We start from the raw sequence: 14,890 nt of genomic DNA, 5'->3' as shown, positions 1-14,890 counted from the left end.
TCGCCCTGGAGGCCGCGCAGGCCCGGCGTGTTGGGCGAGGAAATGTTCAGCGTGATGAAGGCCGCGCGGTCGCGCACCTGCCGCACGCCATGGGCATAGTCGGCGATGCGGTCGGTTGAATCCTTGTTGGCGCCGACATTGACGCCGAGGCGCGGATGCAGCCGGATGCGGGCGAGCGCAGCATCCAGCCCGCCGTTGTTGAAGCCGAGCCGGTTGATGACGGCCTGATCCTGCGGCAGCCGGAAGATGCGCGGTTTGGGATTGCCCTGCTGCGGCCGAGGCGTGAGGGTGCCGACTTCGGCGAAACCGAACCCCAGCCCCAGCATCTGCCGCCAGACGCGTGCATCCTTGTCGAATCCGGCGGCAAGGCCGACCGGCGACGGAAACACCAGGCCCGCAAGCCGCGTTTCGAGAATTGGGTCGAACTGGTCGAGCGCCGGGACCGGCATGCGCTGGAGGAGAGCGAGGGTGAGCGTGTGGGCGCGTTCCGGGTCGAGGCGAAAGAGCAGCGGGCGCAGCAGAGCGAACATGGCCCGGACCCATGCGCCGGTGGCGGCCACAGGGCAAGTCCCGCGATTTTCATCGCGCTTTTGCGTGGTGCGCGGACAGAATGTCGAATCCATACAAGACTAATTTGTCGCACCCCGATATAGAAATCCTGCGACCCAAGGGATGGGAGATCCTTCGCCGGCAGTGAGTGAGGCCCGCAACAAATGGGTTCTGACTTTCGCCAAAGAAGACCCATCCTTACTTTTGCCGCCCCGAGGCCTCTGTGCCTCGGGGCGTTTTTTCTGTGGTGGTTCTGCTTGACCGTGCGGCACATTCGCCGGAACAATGCGTCACTGCGAAATAGCGGCAGGGGTCGGCACCTGATGGCCGCAAAAAGGGGAGATGGATTGTAGCACCGTGAAACCGCCGCCACTTTCCCTACGCTATTATTCGCCTGCGGCGGCGCTCAGGACATGGGTTTCCAGCTACTACATCTTTGAAACCGATCTGCCGCAGATGTCGGACATATTGCGCGCCGAGCTGCCGCAGGTGCGTTTTGCCTGGCGGGGGCGCGGATCATTCGCGTTTGCCAACGGCCCGCCGATCGAGGAACCGCGCGCGGCGCTGTGCGGGCCGACCAACTGGGCGGTGAAATTCGAGGCCGAGGGACCGATCCGGATCTTCGGCGCCGGATTGCTGCCCGCCGGCTGGGCGGCGCTGGTCGATGTGGGTGCGAATGAACTGGCCGACACCATGGTCGATCTGGAAGGGGTCGTCGGGCCGATCGCCGGGCGCACGCTGAACCGCATGGGCGAAGCCCGCAGCCACCGCGAAATCGTTGCGGCAGCCGACGCCTTTTTCCTGCTGTTGTCGATGCGGGCGAAGCCGCCGCCGCTGTGGTTCACCCGCGCCGCCGACGAGTGGCTGACCGACAATCCCGACCCGGACGTGAACGAGCTGGTGCGGCTGACCGGCATGTCGGCGCGGCAGGTCGAGCGGCTGACGCTGCGTGTCTATGGGGCGACGCCGAAGCTGCTGTCGCGCAAATACAGGGCGTTGCAGGCTGCCGTTCGGCTGGGGCTGAGCGACGACCCGGACGTGGGCTGGGAGGAGGTCACGGCCGGCGCCTTTTACGACCAGTCGCACTTCATCCGCGACTTCAAGCGGTTTATCGGCCTGACGCCGGGGCAGTTCCTCGACCGCAGGAAGGCAGTGATTGCCCGCCTGACGATCGCGGAACGGCAGAAGCTGGCGACGATGCCCAAGCTGAACCTGATGAGCTGAGGGGAGAGCCCGGCAGGAGCCGGGTGCGAGGGAGGGAGACGCACATGGCGGCAAGCGATTTCACCCGGCGGAGCCTGCTGGCGGCGGGCGGTGTTGCCGGCGCCGGGCTGTTGTGGCCGGGCGGCGCCGTGGCGCGGCGGGTGAAGCGATTGCAGGAGCCGGTGCTGCTGGGCGGGTTCACCCACGGCGTCGCCAGCGGCGAGCCCGGCCCGCGCTCGATGCTGTTCTGGACCCGGTTTCAGGGCAGCCCCAACATGCCGGTGCAACTGGTGCTGGAACTGTCGGCAGACCCGCGCATGGCGCGCGCACGCACGGTTGGCGAAGCGACGGCCGACCCCGCACGCGACTGGACGGCGAGGCTGGAAGTCGGCGACCTGACGCCGGGCAGGACCTATTATTACCGGTGGCGGGGGCCGGAGAAGAATGTGTACTCGCCCATCGGCCGCACCCGGACCCTGCCCGAAGGTTCGCCCGACCTGTTCCGGCTGGGGGTCTTTTCCTGCGCCAACCTGCCCTATGGCTGGTTCAACGCCTATGGCCATGCCGCCGCTGCCGACGACATCGACCTGTTCGTGCATCTGGGCGACTATATCTATGAATATGGCCGCGGCACCTATCCGACGGCGGCGGAAACGGTGGCCGGGCGGGTGCTGGAGCCGCCGGGCGATACCGTGACGCGCGAGCAATATTGGGGCCGGTATCGCAGCTATCGCGCCGACCCCGATCTGCAGGCGCTGCACGCCAGGGTGCCCTGCATCAGTATCTGGGACGACCATGAGTTCGCCAACGACACATGGCGCGGCGGGGCGGAAAACCACAACCCGAAAACCCAGGGCGACTGGGGGGCGCGCGTGCAGGCGGCGATCGCCGCCCACCGCGACTGGCTGCCGGTTTCGGATCGATACTGGGCGAAATACGACATCGGCCGGCTGGCGACGCTGTACCGGCTGGAAACCCGGATCGTCGCCCGCGACAAGCCGCTGGATTATGCGGCGGCCGTTGGCGAGGGGCCGGACACGATCACCGCGCTGAAGCGCCTGCGCGACGAGCAGTGGGTGGCGGGCGGCCGGCAGATGCTGGGCGCCGAACAGGAGCAGTGGCTGTTCGATGCGATGCAGGATACCGCGAAACGCGGCGTCCGCTGGCAGGTGCTGGCGCAGCAGGTGGTGATGGGGAAGCTGCTGGCGCCGGCCGGGGCCTCGCAGATGGTGGGGGCGGGGATGCCCGCCGACATTTCCGCCTTCGTCGGGCTGACCGAGGTGGCGGCGCGGCTTGGCCTGCCGTTCAATCTGGACGCCTGGGACGGATACCCCGCCGCGCGCGCCCGGCTGCTGGCGGCGGCGCAGCGGGCGGGCGCCGATCTGGTGGTGCTGGCGGGCGACAGCCACAATGCCTGGGCGAACGATCTGGTGAACGATGGCCGGCCGGCCGGGGTGGAGTTCGCGACGACATCAGTGACGTCGCCCGGCGTCGAGGCCTATCTGCGCGGCGCGACGCCCGCCGCCGTTGCCACTGCGATGGAGCAGGCCAACCCGACGCTCAGGTGGGCGGATACGGCGCGCCGGGGCTATGCCCATGTTTCGCTGACGCCGGCGCAGGCCTGGTGCGACTGGCGCTTTACCGCGCCGGTGACCCAACATGCGCCGAAGATCGCCGCAACCATGCGTGCGACGGTGACGGCCGGGCAGAAGCGGTTGCAGATGGGGTGAAGGAGGGGTAGGGGCGCGGGCCATGATCGCGCGCTATTCCCGACCCGAAATGGTTGCCATCTGGCAGCCCGAAACCCGCTTCGCCATCTGGTTCGAAATCGAGGCCCACGCAACGCAGGCGCTGGCTGAACTGGGTATCGTGCCGCAATCCGCCGCCGATGCGCTGTGGAAATGGTGGGCGACCAAACCCCGGATCGACGTGGCGGCGATCGATGCGATCGAAGCCGTGACGAAGCACGATGTCATCGCCTTCCTGACCTGGGTTGCCGAACAGGTGGGCGAAGAGGCCCGGTTCATGCACCAGGGCATGACGTCGTCGGACGTGCTGGACACCTGCCTTGCGGTGCAACTGGCGCGCGCCAGCGACATCCTGCTGGCCGACATGGACGCGCTGCTGGCTGCGATCCGCCGCCGCGCCTTCGAGCATAAATTCACACCGACCATCGGCCGCAGCCACGGCATTCACGCCGAACCCGTGACCTTCGGGTTCAAGCTGGCGCAGGCCTATGCCGAATTCGACCGCTGCCGCGAACGGCTGGTGGCGGCGCGCGCCGAAATCTCCACCTGCGCCATTTCCGGCGCCGTGGGCACGTTCGCCAACATTTCGCCGGAAGTAGAGGCGCATGTGGCGCGCAATCTGGGCCTTGCGATCGAGCCGATCTCGACCCAGGTGATCCCGCGCGACCGCCACGCGATGTTCTTTGCGACGCTGGGCGTGATCGCGAGCTCGGTCGAGCGGCTGGCGATCGAAATCCGCCACCTGCAACGCACCGAGGTGCTGGAAGCCGAGGAATATTTCGCGCCGGGGCAGAAGGGCTCGTCGGCGATGCCGCACAAGCGCAACCCGGTGCTGACCGAGAATCTGACGGGGCTGGCGCGGCTGGTGCGCTCGGCGGTTACTCCGGCGCTGGAGAATGTGGCGCTGTGGCACGAGCGCGACATTTCCCATTCTTCCGTCGAGCGCGGCATTGCCCCCGACGCCACCATCACGCTGGATTTCGCGCTGGTGCGCCTTGCCGGCGTGGTGGAGAAGCTGCTGGTCTATCCCGAGCGGATGGAGCGCAACATGAACCGCATGGGCGGGCTGATCCATTCGCAGCGCGTGCTGCTGGCGCTGACGCAGGCCGGCGTATCGCGCGAGGGCGCCTATGCGATCGTGCAGCGCAACGCGATGAAGGTGTGGGAATCGGATGGGGCGCTGCACCTGAAGGACCTGCTTGCAGCCGACCCGGACGTTGCAGCGAAACTGTCGGCGGCGGACCTTGATGGGCTGTTCACGCTGGACCATCATTTCGCCCGGATCGACACGATTTTTACCCGTGTGTTTGGTGAATCCCCGGCCGGGGTGTAAGATTTTCTGACAGGCCGGGCTATCCTGCGAATCCTAACCGATTGAATTTGCACGCGCGCTGAGTTGGCACGACACTTGCATACCTTATTTCTGCCTTTTGGACAGGAGTAGGTAGACATGTACAAGCTTGTTGCTCCGCTGGTCGCCCTCGCAAGCTTTGGTCTCGCGACGTCGGCCGATGCGGCTATCAGCATTTCGAACCCCGCCGGCAATCTCGATGCCTTCAGCTATACGGTCGACACCACGAACAAGGTGATCGACCTGTACGAGACCTGGGGGGTGAACACCGGCCAGCATGTCTATCTGCTGATCGAGGGCTGGCCCTATGGTCTCGGCTCGTGGAAGGTGAACAAATATGTCACCAACAACACCGGCCGCGACTGGTATGATTTCTCGAACGAACTGCTGCAGTCGGACCGCGCGCTGTCGCCGGACAATGACGGCATCAGCTTCGCGCAGAAGGGCATTCCGCTGCGCCCTCGCGATTCGGATCTGTTCGCGTCGAACTTCGCCGATGAACTGAACTATCGCGACTTTCTGGTGTTCGAAGACGGCACCGTCGCCAATGGGCAGACCGTGTGGATGACCTTCGGTCTGACCAACCGTCGCGACAACGACGAAACCAATCCGTACTGGCTGCGCCAGTCGCAACCGGCCGTGCCGGAGCCTGCGACCTGGGCGATGCTGATCACCGGTTTCGGCCTGGTCGGCTTTGCCCTGCGGGGACGCCGCTCGGGGGTGAGCAGCGTCAGCGCCTGAAGTCGTCACGCACGCGAAAACAGGGGAGGGGCGGAACCGCGAGGTTCCGCCCCGTTTCTTTGGGGGGCTTGCATGGGGACTGCCAGATTGACTCGGCGGGCGATGTTCTTTAGGGCCGAGCCTTCATTACACCCGAAGACCATTGGGATTCGCGTGTCTACGGATGCACGCCGGTCAGCGAAGTTTCGCCCGCCGGCGCGTTTCGCGTTGCGCCGGTTTGATCGCCGGCAAAAGATGGAGCCGATGTTCGCCGTGCCAACCGCCGTGCCAACCCTTGCAGTGACGCAGACGCGCTGATGTTCGAGAGCCTGTCCGAACGCCTGTCCGGCGTGTTCGACAAGCTGCGCGGGCGCGGCGCGCTGAACGAACTGGAAGTGCGCGCGGCCATGCGCGAAGTGCGCGTGGCGCTGCTGGAAGCCGATGTCGCGCTGCCGGTGGTGAAGGACTTTGTCGACCGGGCGACGGCGCGCGCAGTCGGCGCCGAGGTGCTGAAGTCGGTGACGCCGGGCCAGCAGGTCGTGAAGATCGTGCACGACTGCCTGGTGGAAACGCTGGGCGGCGACAGCGCCGATCTTGAACTGAACGTGACGCCGCCGGCCGTGCTGATGATGGTTGGCCTGCAGGGGTCGGGCAAGACCACGACGACGGCGAAGCTGGCGAAACTGCTGAAGGAAAAGCGCGGACGCAAGGTGATGATGGCGTCGCTCGACGTCAATCGCCCGGCGGCGCAGGAACAGTTGAAGGTGCTGGGCGAGCAGGTGGCGGTTGCCACGTTGCCGATCATCGCCGGCCAGCAGCCGGTCGAGATTGCGACGCGGGCGCTGCAGGCGGCGAAATTGCAGGGCTTTGATGTGCTGCTGCTGGATACAGCCGGCCGCCTGCATGTCGATCAGGCGCTGATGACCGAGATGAAGGCTGTCGCCCAGGTGGCGCAGCCTGCGGAAACGCTGCTCGTCGTCGATGCGCTGACCGGGCAGGACGCGGTGAACGTCGCAACCAGCTTCTCGGCGGAAGTGCCGCTGACGGGCGTGGTGCTGACCAGAATGGACGGTGACGCGCGCGGCGGCGCGGCGCTTTCCATGCGGTTCATCACCGGCAAGCCGATCAAGTTCGCCGGCACCGGAGAGAAGATCGACGCGCTGGAAGCTTTCCACCCCGAACGCGCCGCCGGGCGCATTCTGGGCATGGGCGATGTTGTCAGCCTGGTCGAGCGGGCGGCTGAAACCATCGACATGGCCGAAGCCGAAGCGATGGCGGCAAAGCTTGCCAAGGGCCGCTTCGACATGAACGACCTGTTGCAGCAGTTCCGGCAGATGAAGAAGATGGGCGGGCTTGGCGCGCTGGCGAAGATGCTGCCCGGAATGGCCAAGGCGCAGGACGCGCTGGACAAGGGCCGGGTGAACGACAAGTCGGTCGCGCGGCTGGAAGCGATCATCCTGTCGATGACGCCGAAGGAGCGGGCAAAGCCCGACCTGCTGAATGCGCGGCGCAAGATCCGCATCGCCAACGGGTCGGGTGTTACCGTGCAGGAAGTGAACAAGCTGCTGAAAATGCACGCCGACATGGAAACCGCGATGAAGCGGTTGAAGAAGATGGGCGGGCTTGGTGCGCTGGCCGGGCTGTTCGGCGGCGGTGGCGGCATGCCGGGCATGCCCGGTGCTGGTGCTGGCGAAATGCCGGCGCTGCCTCAGGGGATGATGCCGCCCAGGCTGCCCGGCGGGTTCAGATTCAAACGCTAGCAATTTTTCGAAACAGACCACGAAATCAACGAAGGAAGACGAACACCATGGCACTTTCCATCCGACTGTCGCGCGGCGGCGCCAAGAAGCGCCCCGTTTACCGCATCGTCGTTGCTGACAGCCGCGCTCCGCGCGATGGCCGCTTCATCGAGAAGCTGGGCACCTATAATCCGCTGCTGCCGAAGGATTCGGCCGACCGCGTGACGCTGGACGCCGAGCGCGCGAAGCACTGGCTGTCGGTTGGGGCGCAGCCGACCGACCGCGTGCACCGCTTCCTCGACGCTGCCGGCCTGCTGGCCCGCACCGCCAAGAGCAACCCGAAGAAGGCCGAGCCGGGCGCCAAGGCGAAGGAACGTCTGGAAATGCGCGCCCAGAAGGAAGCCGAAGCAGCAGAAGCCGCTGCCGCTGCCGCCGAAGCTGCTGCCGCGCCCGCCGAAGCGCCTGCGGAAGCTGTTGCGGAAGCTCCGGCTGAAGCAGCCGAGACGACCGAAGGCTGAAGGCCATGACTGGCGCCGGACGGCCGGTCGTGATGGCGGCCGTTGCCGGCGCGCATGGCGTGTCGGGCGAGGTGCGGCTGAAGCTGTTCACTGCATCCGCCGACCATCTGAAGCAGCACCCCCGGTTCGATGCCGGGGGGCGCATGCTGACACTGAGATCGGTGCGCCCCGGCCCGCAGGGTGCCGTCGCCCGCTTTGCCGAAGTGACCGACCGGACCGCCGCCGAGGCGCTGCGCGGAACCGTGCTGACGGTTCCGCGTGAAAGCCTGCCGCCGCTTGGGCAGGGCGAATATTACTGGCACGACCTGGTAGGCCTGCCGGTGCGAGACGAAAACGGCCGGGCGGTCGGTGCGGTGCATGGCGTCGAGAATTATGGCGCTTCCGACATTCTGGAGATCGCGTGCGACGGCGGCCGCCGGGTGCTGGTGCCGCTGGTGCCGGCCGCGGTGCCCGAAATCGGCGATGATTTCGTGGTGGTGACGGCGGCCTATGTGGAGGCCGGATGAGCTGGCGGGCGCAGGTGGTGACGCTCTACCCCGAGATGTTTCCGGGACCGCTGGGGCAGTCGCTGGCCGGGCGGGCGCTGGCCGATGGCCGCTGGGGGCTGGAAACCCTGCGCCTGCGTGATTTTGCCGGCGACCGCCACGCGACCGTCGACGATACGCCGGCGGGCGGCGGGCCGGGCATGGTGCTGAAGGTGGATGTGCTGGCCCGCGCCGTGGATGCCGCGCGCGCGGCGCTGCCGGAGGCGCCGGTTTTGGCGCTGACGCCGCGCGGGCCGCTGCTGCGGCAGGCGCGGGTGCGCGAACTGGCGGCCGGGCCGGGCGTGACCCTGTTGTGCGGCCGGTTCGAGGGATTCGACGAGCGGATCTTCGCCGGACGCGGTGTCGAGCCGGTTGCGATCGGCGATTATGTGCTTTCCGGCGGCGAACCGGGGGCGCTGGTGCTGCTGGATGCTTGCGTCAGGCTGCTTCCTGGCGTAATGGGCGCCGCTTCCAGCGGAATCGAGGAAAGCTTCGAAAGCGGCCTTCTGGAATATCCGCACTATACCCGACCCGCCGTGTGGGAGGGGCATGCGATACCCGAGGTGCTGACTTCGGGGGACCATGGGAAGATCGCGGCCTGGCGCAAGCGCCGGGCCGTCGAAGACACGAGGCTATGGCGGCCAGACCTGCTGGATGAACGGTTGTGAGACCGGAAATCCTGCTTCCGCCCTCTGGCGACCCTAAACGCCCCGCACGAGGGCATGCGCCCGGCCAGCCGGGACAGGAGTGAAGAATGAACCTGATTCAGACCATCGAAGCCGAGCAGATCGCGAAGCTGAAGGAAGCCCGCCCGATCCCCGAATTCCGCCCCGGCGACACGCTGCGCGTGGGCGTGAAGGTGAAGGAAGGCGAGCGCACCCGTGTGCAGCAGTACGAAGGCGTCTGCATCGCCCGTTCGAACAAGGGCATCGGGTCGAGCTTCACCGTCCGCAAGATCAGCTTCGGTGAGGGCGTGGAGCGCGTGTTCCCGCTGTATTCGCCGACCATCGAGTCGATCGTCGTCGTCCGCCGTGGTGCGGTGCGGCGCGCCAAGCTTTATTATCTGCGTGGCCGCAGCGGCAAGTCGGCGCGTATCGCCGAGCGCCGCGACTGGCGCACGGAAGCCGGGAACGGCTGATGCCTGCCGGCGCCGGCCGGCAAAGCCAGATACCAGCCGGCGCCTTTCCGGCGCCGGTTTCCGGCCGGATCGCGCACGGCGTGCACAGGCTCGCCGTGCGTGTCTATTTCGAGGACACCGATCTGTCCGGCGTGGTGTATCACGCCAATTACCTGCGCTACCTGGAACGCGGGCGCAGCGATTTGCTGCGTCTGCTGGGGATCGACCAGCGCAGCGCCCATGAGGGCGGCGAGGGTGTCTACGTGGTGGCCGACCTGTCGATCCGTTACCTGCGGCCCGCGCACCTGAACGACGACCTGCTGGTGGAAACGCGCTGCACCGAGATTGGCGCGGCGACCGTGACCATGGCGCAGCGCGTGCTGTGCGGCGAGGAAGTGCTGGCAGAAGCGCGGGTGCGCGCCGGATTCCTGACCCCGGACGGGCGGCCGCGTCGTCAGCCTGCCGACTGGCTGGAACAGTTCCGCGCCATTCAGGCCGCAGACTCTTGAGGCGGGCGGTTCACTTCCGGTAAACCAAAGCCGACCACAATCCGGGCCTCGTGCCCGGGACCCCCATGATGCGGGCGTGCCACGCGCCCGAGCCGGAGTGAACATTTGGAACAGCTTATGGTGAAAACGGCGGCAACCATGTCGCCATGGGCGCTGTTCGTGCAGGCCGACATCGTGGTGAAGGTGGTGATGGTCGGGCTGCTGCTGTCGAGCGTGTGGTCGTGGGCGATCATCTTCGAGCGCAGCCGCCGGTTGCGGGCGATCGATCGCGACGCCAACGAGTTCGAGGAGCGGTTCTGGAAGGCCAAGACGCTGGACGAACTGAAGGTGACCAAGGGGCAGCACCCGGCCGCCGATCTGTTTCTGGCCGGAATGGACGAATGGCAGGCCTCGGTCGAGGGGCGGGCCAATGTCGACCGCGAGGGTGTGCGCGCAAGGCTTGCCAATGTGATGGCGGCGTCGATCGACCGCGCCATCTCGGACCTGTCGGACCGGCTGTCGGTGCTGGCGACGGTTGGTTCCGTCGCCCCGTTCGTGGGGCTGTTCGGCACGGTATGGGGGATCATGCGGGCGTTCATCGCGATAGGCGCCACGCAGAACACCAGCCTTGCCGTTGTTGCGCCCGGCATCGCCGAAGCGCTGTTCGCAACTGCGATCGGGCTGTTCGCCGCGATTCCCGCCGTGATCGGCTATAACCGGCTGCTGCACCGCATCACCCGTCTGGAGGACCGGCTGCTGGGGTTTTCCTCGTCGTTCCACGCGCTGATGAGCCGTGAACTGGATGGTGTCGCCTGATGGTGGGCGCTGGATCCGGCAGGCGCAGCGGCCGGCGGCGGGCGCCGATGGCCGACATCAACGTGACACCGATGGTGGACGTGATGCTGGTGCTGCTGATCATCTTCATGGTTGCAGCGCCGCTGCTGGTGACGGGGGTGGCCGTCGATCTGCCGAAGACGGCGGCGAAGGCGCTGCCGAGCGACAACGAGCCGATTTCCGTGACGATCGATGCTGCGGGCATGCGTTCGATCGGCGATGAACAGCTGGCCGACGCTGCGTTTGCCGCACGGATTGCGGGCCTGCACGAAGCGCGGCCGGATGCGCGCGTGGTGATTCGCGCCGACGCGGGCCTTGCCTATGGCCGCGTGGCGGCGCTGCTGGCCGACGTGACCGGGGCCGGCTTCGCGAAGGTGGCGCTGGTGAACCAGCCCGCCGCCCCGGCCTCGGCCGGGGAATCCGGGGCGCCGCGCGGATGACCGAACGGCAGGCCTTGCTGCTGGCGGCGGGATTGCACCTGCTGTTGCTGCTGGCGCTGTCGCTTGGGTTGGCGCGGCAGTTGCCGCCGATGCTTTCCGAGCCGGATGTGACGCCGGTCGAGTTTCTGAACCTTGCCGACGCGCCGACGGTGACGGAACCGCCGAAGCCTTCGATGGAGGCGGCGCCGCGTGACGAAGGCGCGCCCGTGCCCGCCGATCTGGTGGCGCCGCCGACGCCGCCCACCCCTGCGCCGCCCGCGCCGAACGTGAAGCCGGTCGATACCGCGCCGCAGGATGCGATCGCCGAAGAAGTGAAGAAGCAGGCGCCGCCCAAGGCTGCGCCGGTGAAGGCGCCGGCAAAACAGCAGTTCGACGCCGGTTCGATGGCGGCGCTGATCGACAAGTCGAAGCCCGATGCGCCACGCAAGCCGCGCGACACCTCGCAGTTCGCGAAGTCGATCGAGCAGGCGATTCCGAAACAGGCCAGATTGTCGGCGATTCAGGCGGCGACGCTTGAGCAGGCGATCCGGGCGCAGATCGCGCCGTGCTGGAACCCGCCGCTGGGCGGGGCCGATGTTGCCGACATGACGGCGATCCTTCGCATCAGGCTGAACCGCGACGGCACCGTTGCGGCCGCGCCCGAGTTCGTGAGCCAGACCGGCGCCAAGGCCGGGAATCAGGCCTATGCGCGCGCGTTCGTCGAGACGGCGCGGCGCGCGGTGCTGCGTTGCGCGCCGCTGAAACTGCCGGATGATCTATTCCCCTTCTGGCGCGAATTCGAACTGAACTTCGATCCGAGGCTGATGACATGATGCGTTCCATCCCTGCCCTGTTGTGTTCCTGTCTGCTGGCCGTTGGCCTTGCCGTTCCGGCGGCGGCGCAACTGCGGATCGACATCACCAGCGGCATCGAACAGCCGATGCCGATCGCCATCCCGACCTTTGCGACGCCGACGAGCGTTGCAACGCCCGCCGGGACGACCGCCGATCTGGGCCGGCAGGTGGCGGATGTGATGTCGAACAACCTGAGCGGTTCCGGACTGTTCAAGGTTGTCGGCCGCAATGCCTATCCGGCGCCCGGCATGGCGGAAGCCGCAGCCCCGCAGTTCGGGGCCTATCGCACCGCCGCCGTGCAGGCGCTGGCGACCGGAACGGTGACAGCCAACCCCGACGGCACGCTGACGATCGGCTGCTATCTGCACGACGTGTTTTCCGAGGAGCAACTGGTCAGGCAGGGGTTCACCGTGACCCCGGCGGGCTGGCGGCGGGCGGCGCACAAATGTTCCGACCTGGTGTATGCGCGGCTGACCGGGGAGACCGGCTATTTCGACAGCCGGATCGCCTATGTTTCGGAAACCGGGCCGCGCACGAAGCGGGTGAAACGGCTGGCGATCATGGATCAGGACGGCGCCAACCACCGGTTTCTGACTTCGGGCCAGTCGCTGGTGCTGATGCCGCGCTTTTCGCCGGTGAACGAAACCATTTCCTATATGAGCTTCTCGGGCGACCGGCCGAAGCTGATGATCTACAACATTTCGACCGGGCAGCAGCGCGCGGTGGGGGAATTCGCCGGCATGAGCTTTGCCGGGCGGTTTTCGCCGGACGGGCGGTCGTTGGTGTTCAGCGTGACGCGTGGCGGCAACAGCGACATCCACCTGTACGACATCGCCAGCGGCGCGACCCGGCAACTGACGAGCGGCAGCTCGATCGACACATCGCCCAGCTTTTCGCCCGATGGCCGCCGGATCGCCTTTGAAAGCGACCGGGGCGGATCGCAGCAGATCTATGTGATGAACGCCGATGGTTCGGGCGCGCAGCGGATCAGTTTCGGCGACGGCCGGGCTGGATCGCCGGTCTGGAGCCCGCGCGGCGATCTGATCGCATTCACCCGCATCCAGGGTTCGAAGTTCCGGATCGCGGTGCTGCGGCCCGACGGCAGTGGCGAACGGCTGCTGACCGATAGCTGGCAGGACGAATCACCGAGCTGGTCTCCGAACGGGCGGGTGATCCTGTTCACCCGCACCGAACGCAGCGGTCGGTCGGGGTTGCGCACGATCGACCTGACCGGGCGCAACGACCGCGCCATCGCCACGCCGCTTGACGCGAGCGATCCGAGCTGGGGGCCGTTGCTGAAGTGACTGCGCCCGGATGTGCATTTTGTCCGATGATCGGTTCCCCTTCGGGCCGGTCGAGGCTAAGGAGTAGAGCATGAGACTGAACGCCCTTCCCCTGCTGCTGACCGGCGCGCTGGCGCTGGCGGCCTGTTCGAAGAACCGCGACGTGCTGCCGCCCGAAGCGTGGCAGCCGGCGCCGGCACAGCCTCCGGCCAGCAAGCCGATCGACCAGGCGGGCACGGTGCCGCCGCCCGAACAGGTTGGTTCGACTGCGCTTCCCGGAAGCCAGGCGGCGTTGGTGGAAGCGGCGGGTTCGGATACGATCCTGTTCCCGTTCGACAGCTATGGACTTGATGAAGCAGCGCGGCAGACGCTGGGCGCTCAGGCCGACTGGCTGGCGCGCAACGCCGGTGTGCGCGTGGCGATCGAAGGCCACACCGACGAACGCGGAACCCGCGAATACAATCTTGCGCTGGGCGAACGCCGGGCGAATGCCGCAAAGAACTTTCTGGCGGCGCAAGGGGTCGGTGTCGATCGCATGACCATCATCAGCTATGGCAAGGAACGCCCGGCGGTCGATGGCGCGAACGAGGAGGCCTGGGCGAAAAACCGCCGCGCGGTGACGGTGGTGGTTTCGGCGGGGCGCTAGATGTCGGTTCGGCCCTGGCGGGACATCCACCGCCGCAAATCGCGGCAGATCATGGTCGGCAAGGTGCCGGTGGGCGGGGATGCGCCGATCACCGTGCAGACCATGACCAATACGCCGACCGAGGATGCGGCGGCCACCATCGACCAGATCCGCCGCTGCGAAGAAGTGGGGGCGGATATCGTCCGCGTGTCGTGCCCGACCGAGGAATCGACGGCGGCGATGCCGCTGATCACCCGCGCGGCGAAAGTGCCGATCATCGCCGACATCCACTTTCATTACCGGCGCGCGCTGGAGGCGGCGGATGCGGGCGCCGCCTGCCTGCGCATCAACCCCGGCAATATCGGTTCGCGCGACCGGGTGCGCGAAGTGGTGCGCGCAGCCAAGGCCAACGGCTGTTCGATCCGCATCGGTGTGAATGCCGGCAGCCTGGAGCGGCACCTGCTGGAGAAATATGGCGAGCCGTGCCCCGAGGCGCTGGTGGAATCGGCCTTCGAACATGCAAAGCTGCTGGAGGACGAGGATTTCCACGCCTTCAAGATCAGCGTGAAGGCATCGGACCCGTTTCTGGCGGTTGCGGCCTATAACGAACTGGCCGCGCGGTCGGACTATCCGCTGCATCTGGGCATCACCGAAGCCGGCGGGCTGATCGGCGGCACGGTGAAAAGCTCGATCGGGCTGGGGATGCTGCTGTGGGGCGGCGTTGGCGACACCATCCGCGTTTCACTCTCCGCTGAACCGGAAGAAGAAGTGAAAGTTGGCTATCACATCCTGAAATCGCTGGGCATCCGCGCGCGGGGTGTGAAGATCGTCAGTTGCCCGAGCTGCGCCCGGCAGGGGTTCGACGTGATCCGCACCGTCGAGGCGCTGGAAAAGCGGCTGGCGCACATCACCACCGAA

The 14,890-nt window shown here is 66.9% G+C and carries 17 protein-coding genes; 16 read left to right on the top strand and 1 reads right to left on the bottom strand.

Annotated elements, in window-relative coordinates:
* Positions 1-530: dihydroorotate dehydrogenase (locus tag AC16JP_RS02140; RefSeq protein WP_484338954.1), on the bottom strand; the 530-nt coding region annotated here is incomplete at its 3' end.
* A 376-nt stretch (positions 531-906) separates the two neighbouring features.
* Between AC16JP_RS02140 and AC16JP_RS02135 the strand changes: the two genes are divergently transcribed.
* The 16 genes from AC16JP_RS02135 to ispG all read left to right on the top strand — a co-directional run.
* The gene (locus tag AC16JP_RS02135) at positions 907-1,773 is read left to right on the top strand and encodes a helix-turn-helix domain-containing protein (RefSeq protein WP_484338953.1); all 867 of its coding nucleotides are present in this window, start codon (positions 907-909) and stop codon (positions 1,771-1,773) included.
* 44 nt (positions 1,774-1,817) lie between these two features.
* The gene (locus AC16JP_RS02130; protein ID WP_484338952.1) at positions 1,818-3,482 is read left to right on the top strand and encodes an alkaline phosphatase D family protein; all 1,665 of its coding nucleotides are present in this window, start codon (positions 1,818-1,820) and stop codon (positions 3,480-3,482) included.
* A 22-nt stretch (positions 3,483-3,504) separates the two neighbouring features.
* Positions 3,505-4,833 carry an adenylosuccinate lyase gene (gene purB, locus AC16JP_RS02125; protein WP_484338951.1) on the top strand — a complete coding sequence of 443 codons (1,329 nt, stop codon included), beginning with the start codon at positions 3,505-3,507 and terminating at the stop codon, positions 4,831-4,833.
* A 117-nt stretch (positions 4,834-4,950) separates the two neighbouring features.
* A complete protein-coding gene (locus tag AC16JP_RS02120) occupies positions 4,951-5,592 on the top strand; it encodes a PEPxxWA-CTERM sorting domain-containing protein (RefSeq protein WP_484338950.1) in 642 nt (213 codons plus the stop codon).
* Between the two features lie 296 nt (positions 5,593-5,888).
* On the top strand, positions 5,889-7,331 hold the full coding sequence (gene ffh / locus AC16JP_RS02115) for a signal recognition particle protein (protein ID WP_484338949.1): 1,443 nt from the start codon (positions 5,889-5,891) through the stop codon (positions 7,329-7,331).
* A gap of 47 nt (positions 7,332-7,378) precedes the next feature.
* Positions 7,379-7,828: a 30S ribosomal protein S16 gene (rpsP, locus tag AC16JP_RS02110; RefSeq protein ID WP_484338948.1), complete on the top strand. Its 450-nt coding sequence runs from the start codon at positions 7,379-7,381 to the stop codon at positions 7,826-7,828.
* A gap of 5 nt (positions 7,829-7,833) precedes the next feature.
* On the top strand, positions 7,834-8,334 hold the full coding sequence (rimM, locus tag AC16JP_RS02105) for a ribosome maturation factor RimM (RefSeq protein WP_484338947.1): 501 nt from the start codon (positions 7,834-7,836) through the stop codon (positions 8,332-8,334).
* A complete protein-coding gene (gene trmD, locus AC16JP_RS02100; RefSeq protein ID WP_484338946.1) occupies positions 8,331-9,020 on the top strand; it encodes a tRNA (guanosine(37)-N1)-methyltransferase TrmD in 690 nt (229 codons plus the stop codon). Before rimM ends, trmD begins: the two co-directional genes overlap by 4 nt.
* Before the next feature lie 86 nt (positions 9,021-9,106).
* Positions 9,107-9,490: a 50S ribosomal protein L19 gene (gene rplS, locus AC16JP_RS02095; RefSeq protein WP_484338945.1), complete on the top strand. Its 384-nt coding sequence runs from the start codon at positions 9,107-9,109 to the stop codon at positions 9,488-9,490.
* Positions 9,490-9,978 (top strand): YbgC/FadM family acyl-CoA thioesterase, encoded by a 489-nt coding sequence (locus AC16JP_RS02090; protein WP_484338944.1) that lies wholly within the window; start codon positions 9,490-9,492, stop codon positions 9,976-9,978. Before rplS ends, AC16JP_RS02090 begins: the two co-directional genes overlap by 1 nt.
* A 117-nt stretch (positions 9,979-10,095) precedes the next feature.
* A complete protein-coding gene (gene tolQ, locus AC16JP_RS02085) occupies positions 10,096-10,773 on the top strand; it encodes a protein TolQ (RefSeq protein WP_484338955.1) in 678 nt (225 codons plus the stop codon).
* Complete coding sequence (locus AC16JP_RS02080; protein ID WP_484338943.1) at positions 10,773-11,231, top strand: ExbD/TolR family protein; 459 nt, start codon at positions 10,773-10,775, stop codon at positions 11,229-11,231. Before tolQ ends, AC16JP_RS02080 begins: the two co-directional genes overlap by 1 nt.
* Positions 11,228-12,043 (top strand): TonB C-terminal domain-containing protein, encoded by an 816-nt coding sequence (locus AC16JP_RS02075; RefSeq protein ID WP_484338942.1) that lies wholly within the window; start codon positions 11,228-11,230, stop codon positions 12,041-12,043. The genes AC16JP_RS02080 and AC16JP_RS02075 overlap by 4 nt, the downstream gene beginning before the upstream one ends.
* Positions 12,040-13,368, top strand: coding sequence for a Tol-Pal system beta propeller repeat protein TolB (gene tolB / locus AC16JP_RS02070; RefSeq protein ID WP_484338941.1), 1,329 nt, complete (start codon positions 12,040-12,042; stop codon positions 13,366-13,368). Before AC16JP_RS02075 ends, tolB begins: the two co-directional genes overlap by 4 nt.
* A 70-nt stretch (positions 13,369-13,438) precedes the next feature.
* Entirely contained in the window at positions 13,439-13,993 is a 555-nt protein-coding gene (gene pal, locus AC16JP_RS02065) for a peptidoglycan-associated lipoprotein Pal (protein WP_484338940.1), read from the top strand.
* Positions 13,994-14,890 (top strand): flavodoxin-dependent (E)-4-hydroxy-3-methylbut-2-enyl-diphosphate synthase (gene ispG / locus AC16JP_RS02060; RefSeq protein WP_484338939.1); only part of this gene is annotated, 897 nt, incomplete at its 3' end.

Source organism: Sandaracinobacteroides sp. (assembly GCF_057137845.1).
Note: the sequence above shows the minus strand (reverse complement) of the source record. Positions and strands in the feature narration are given on the sequence as shown.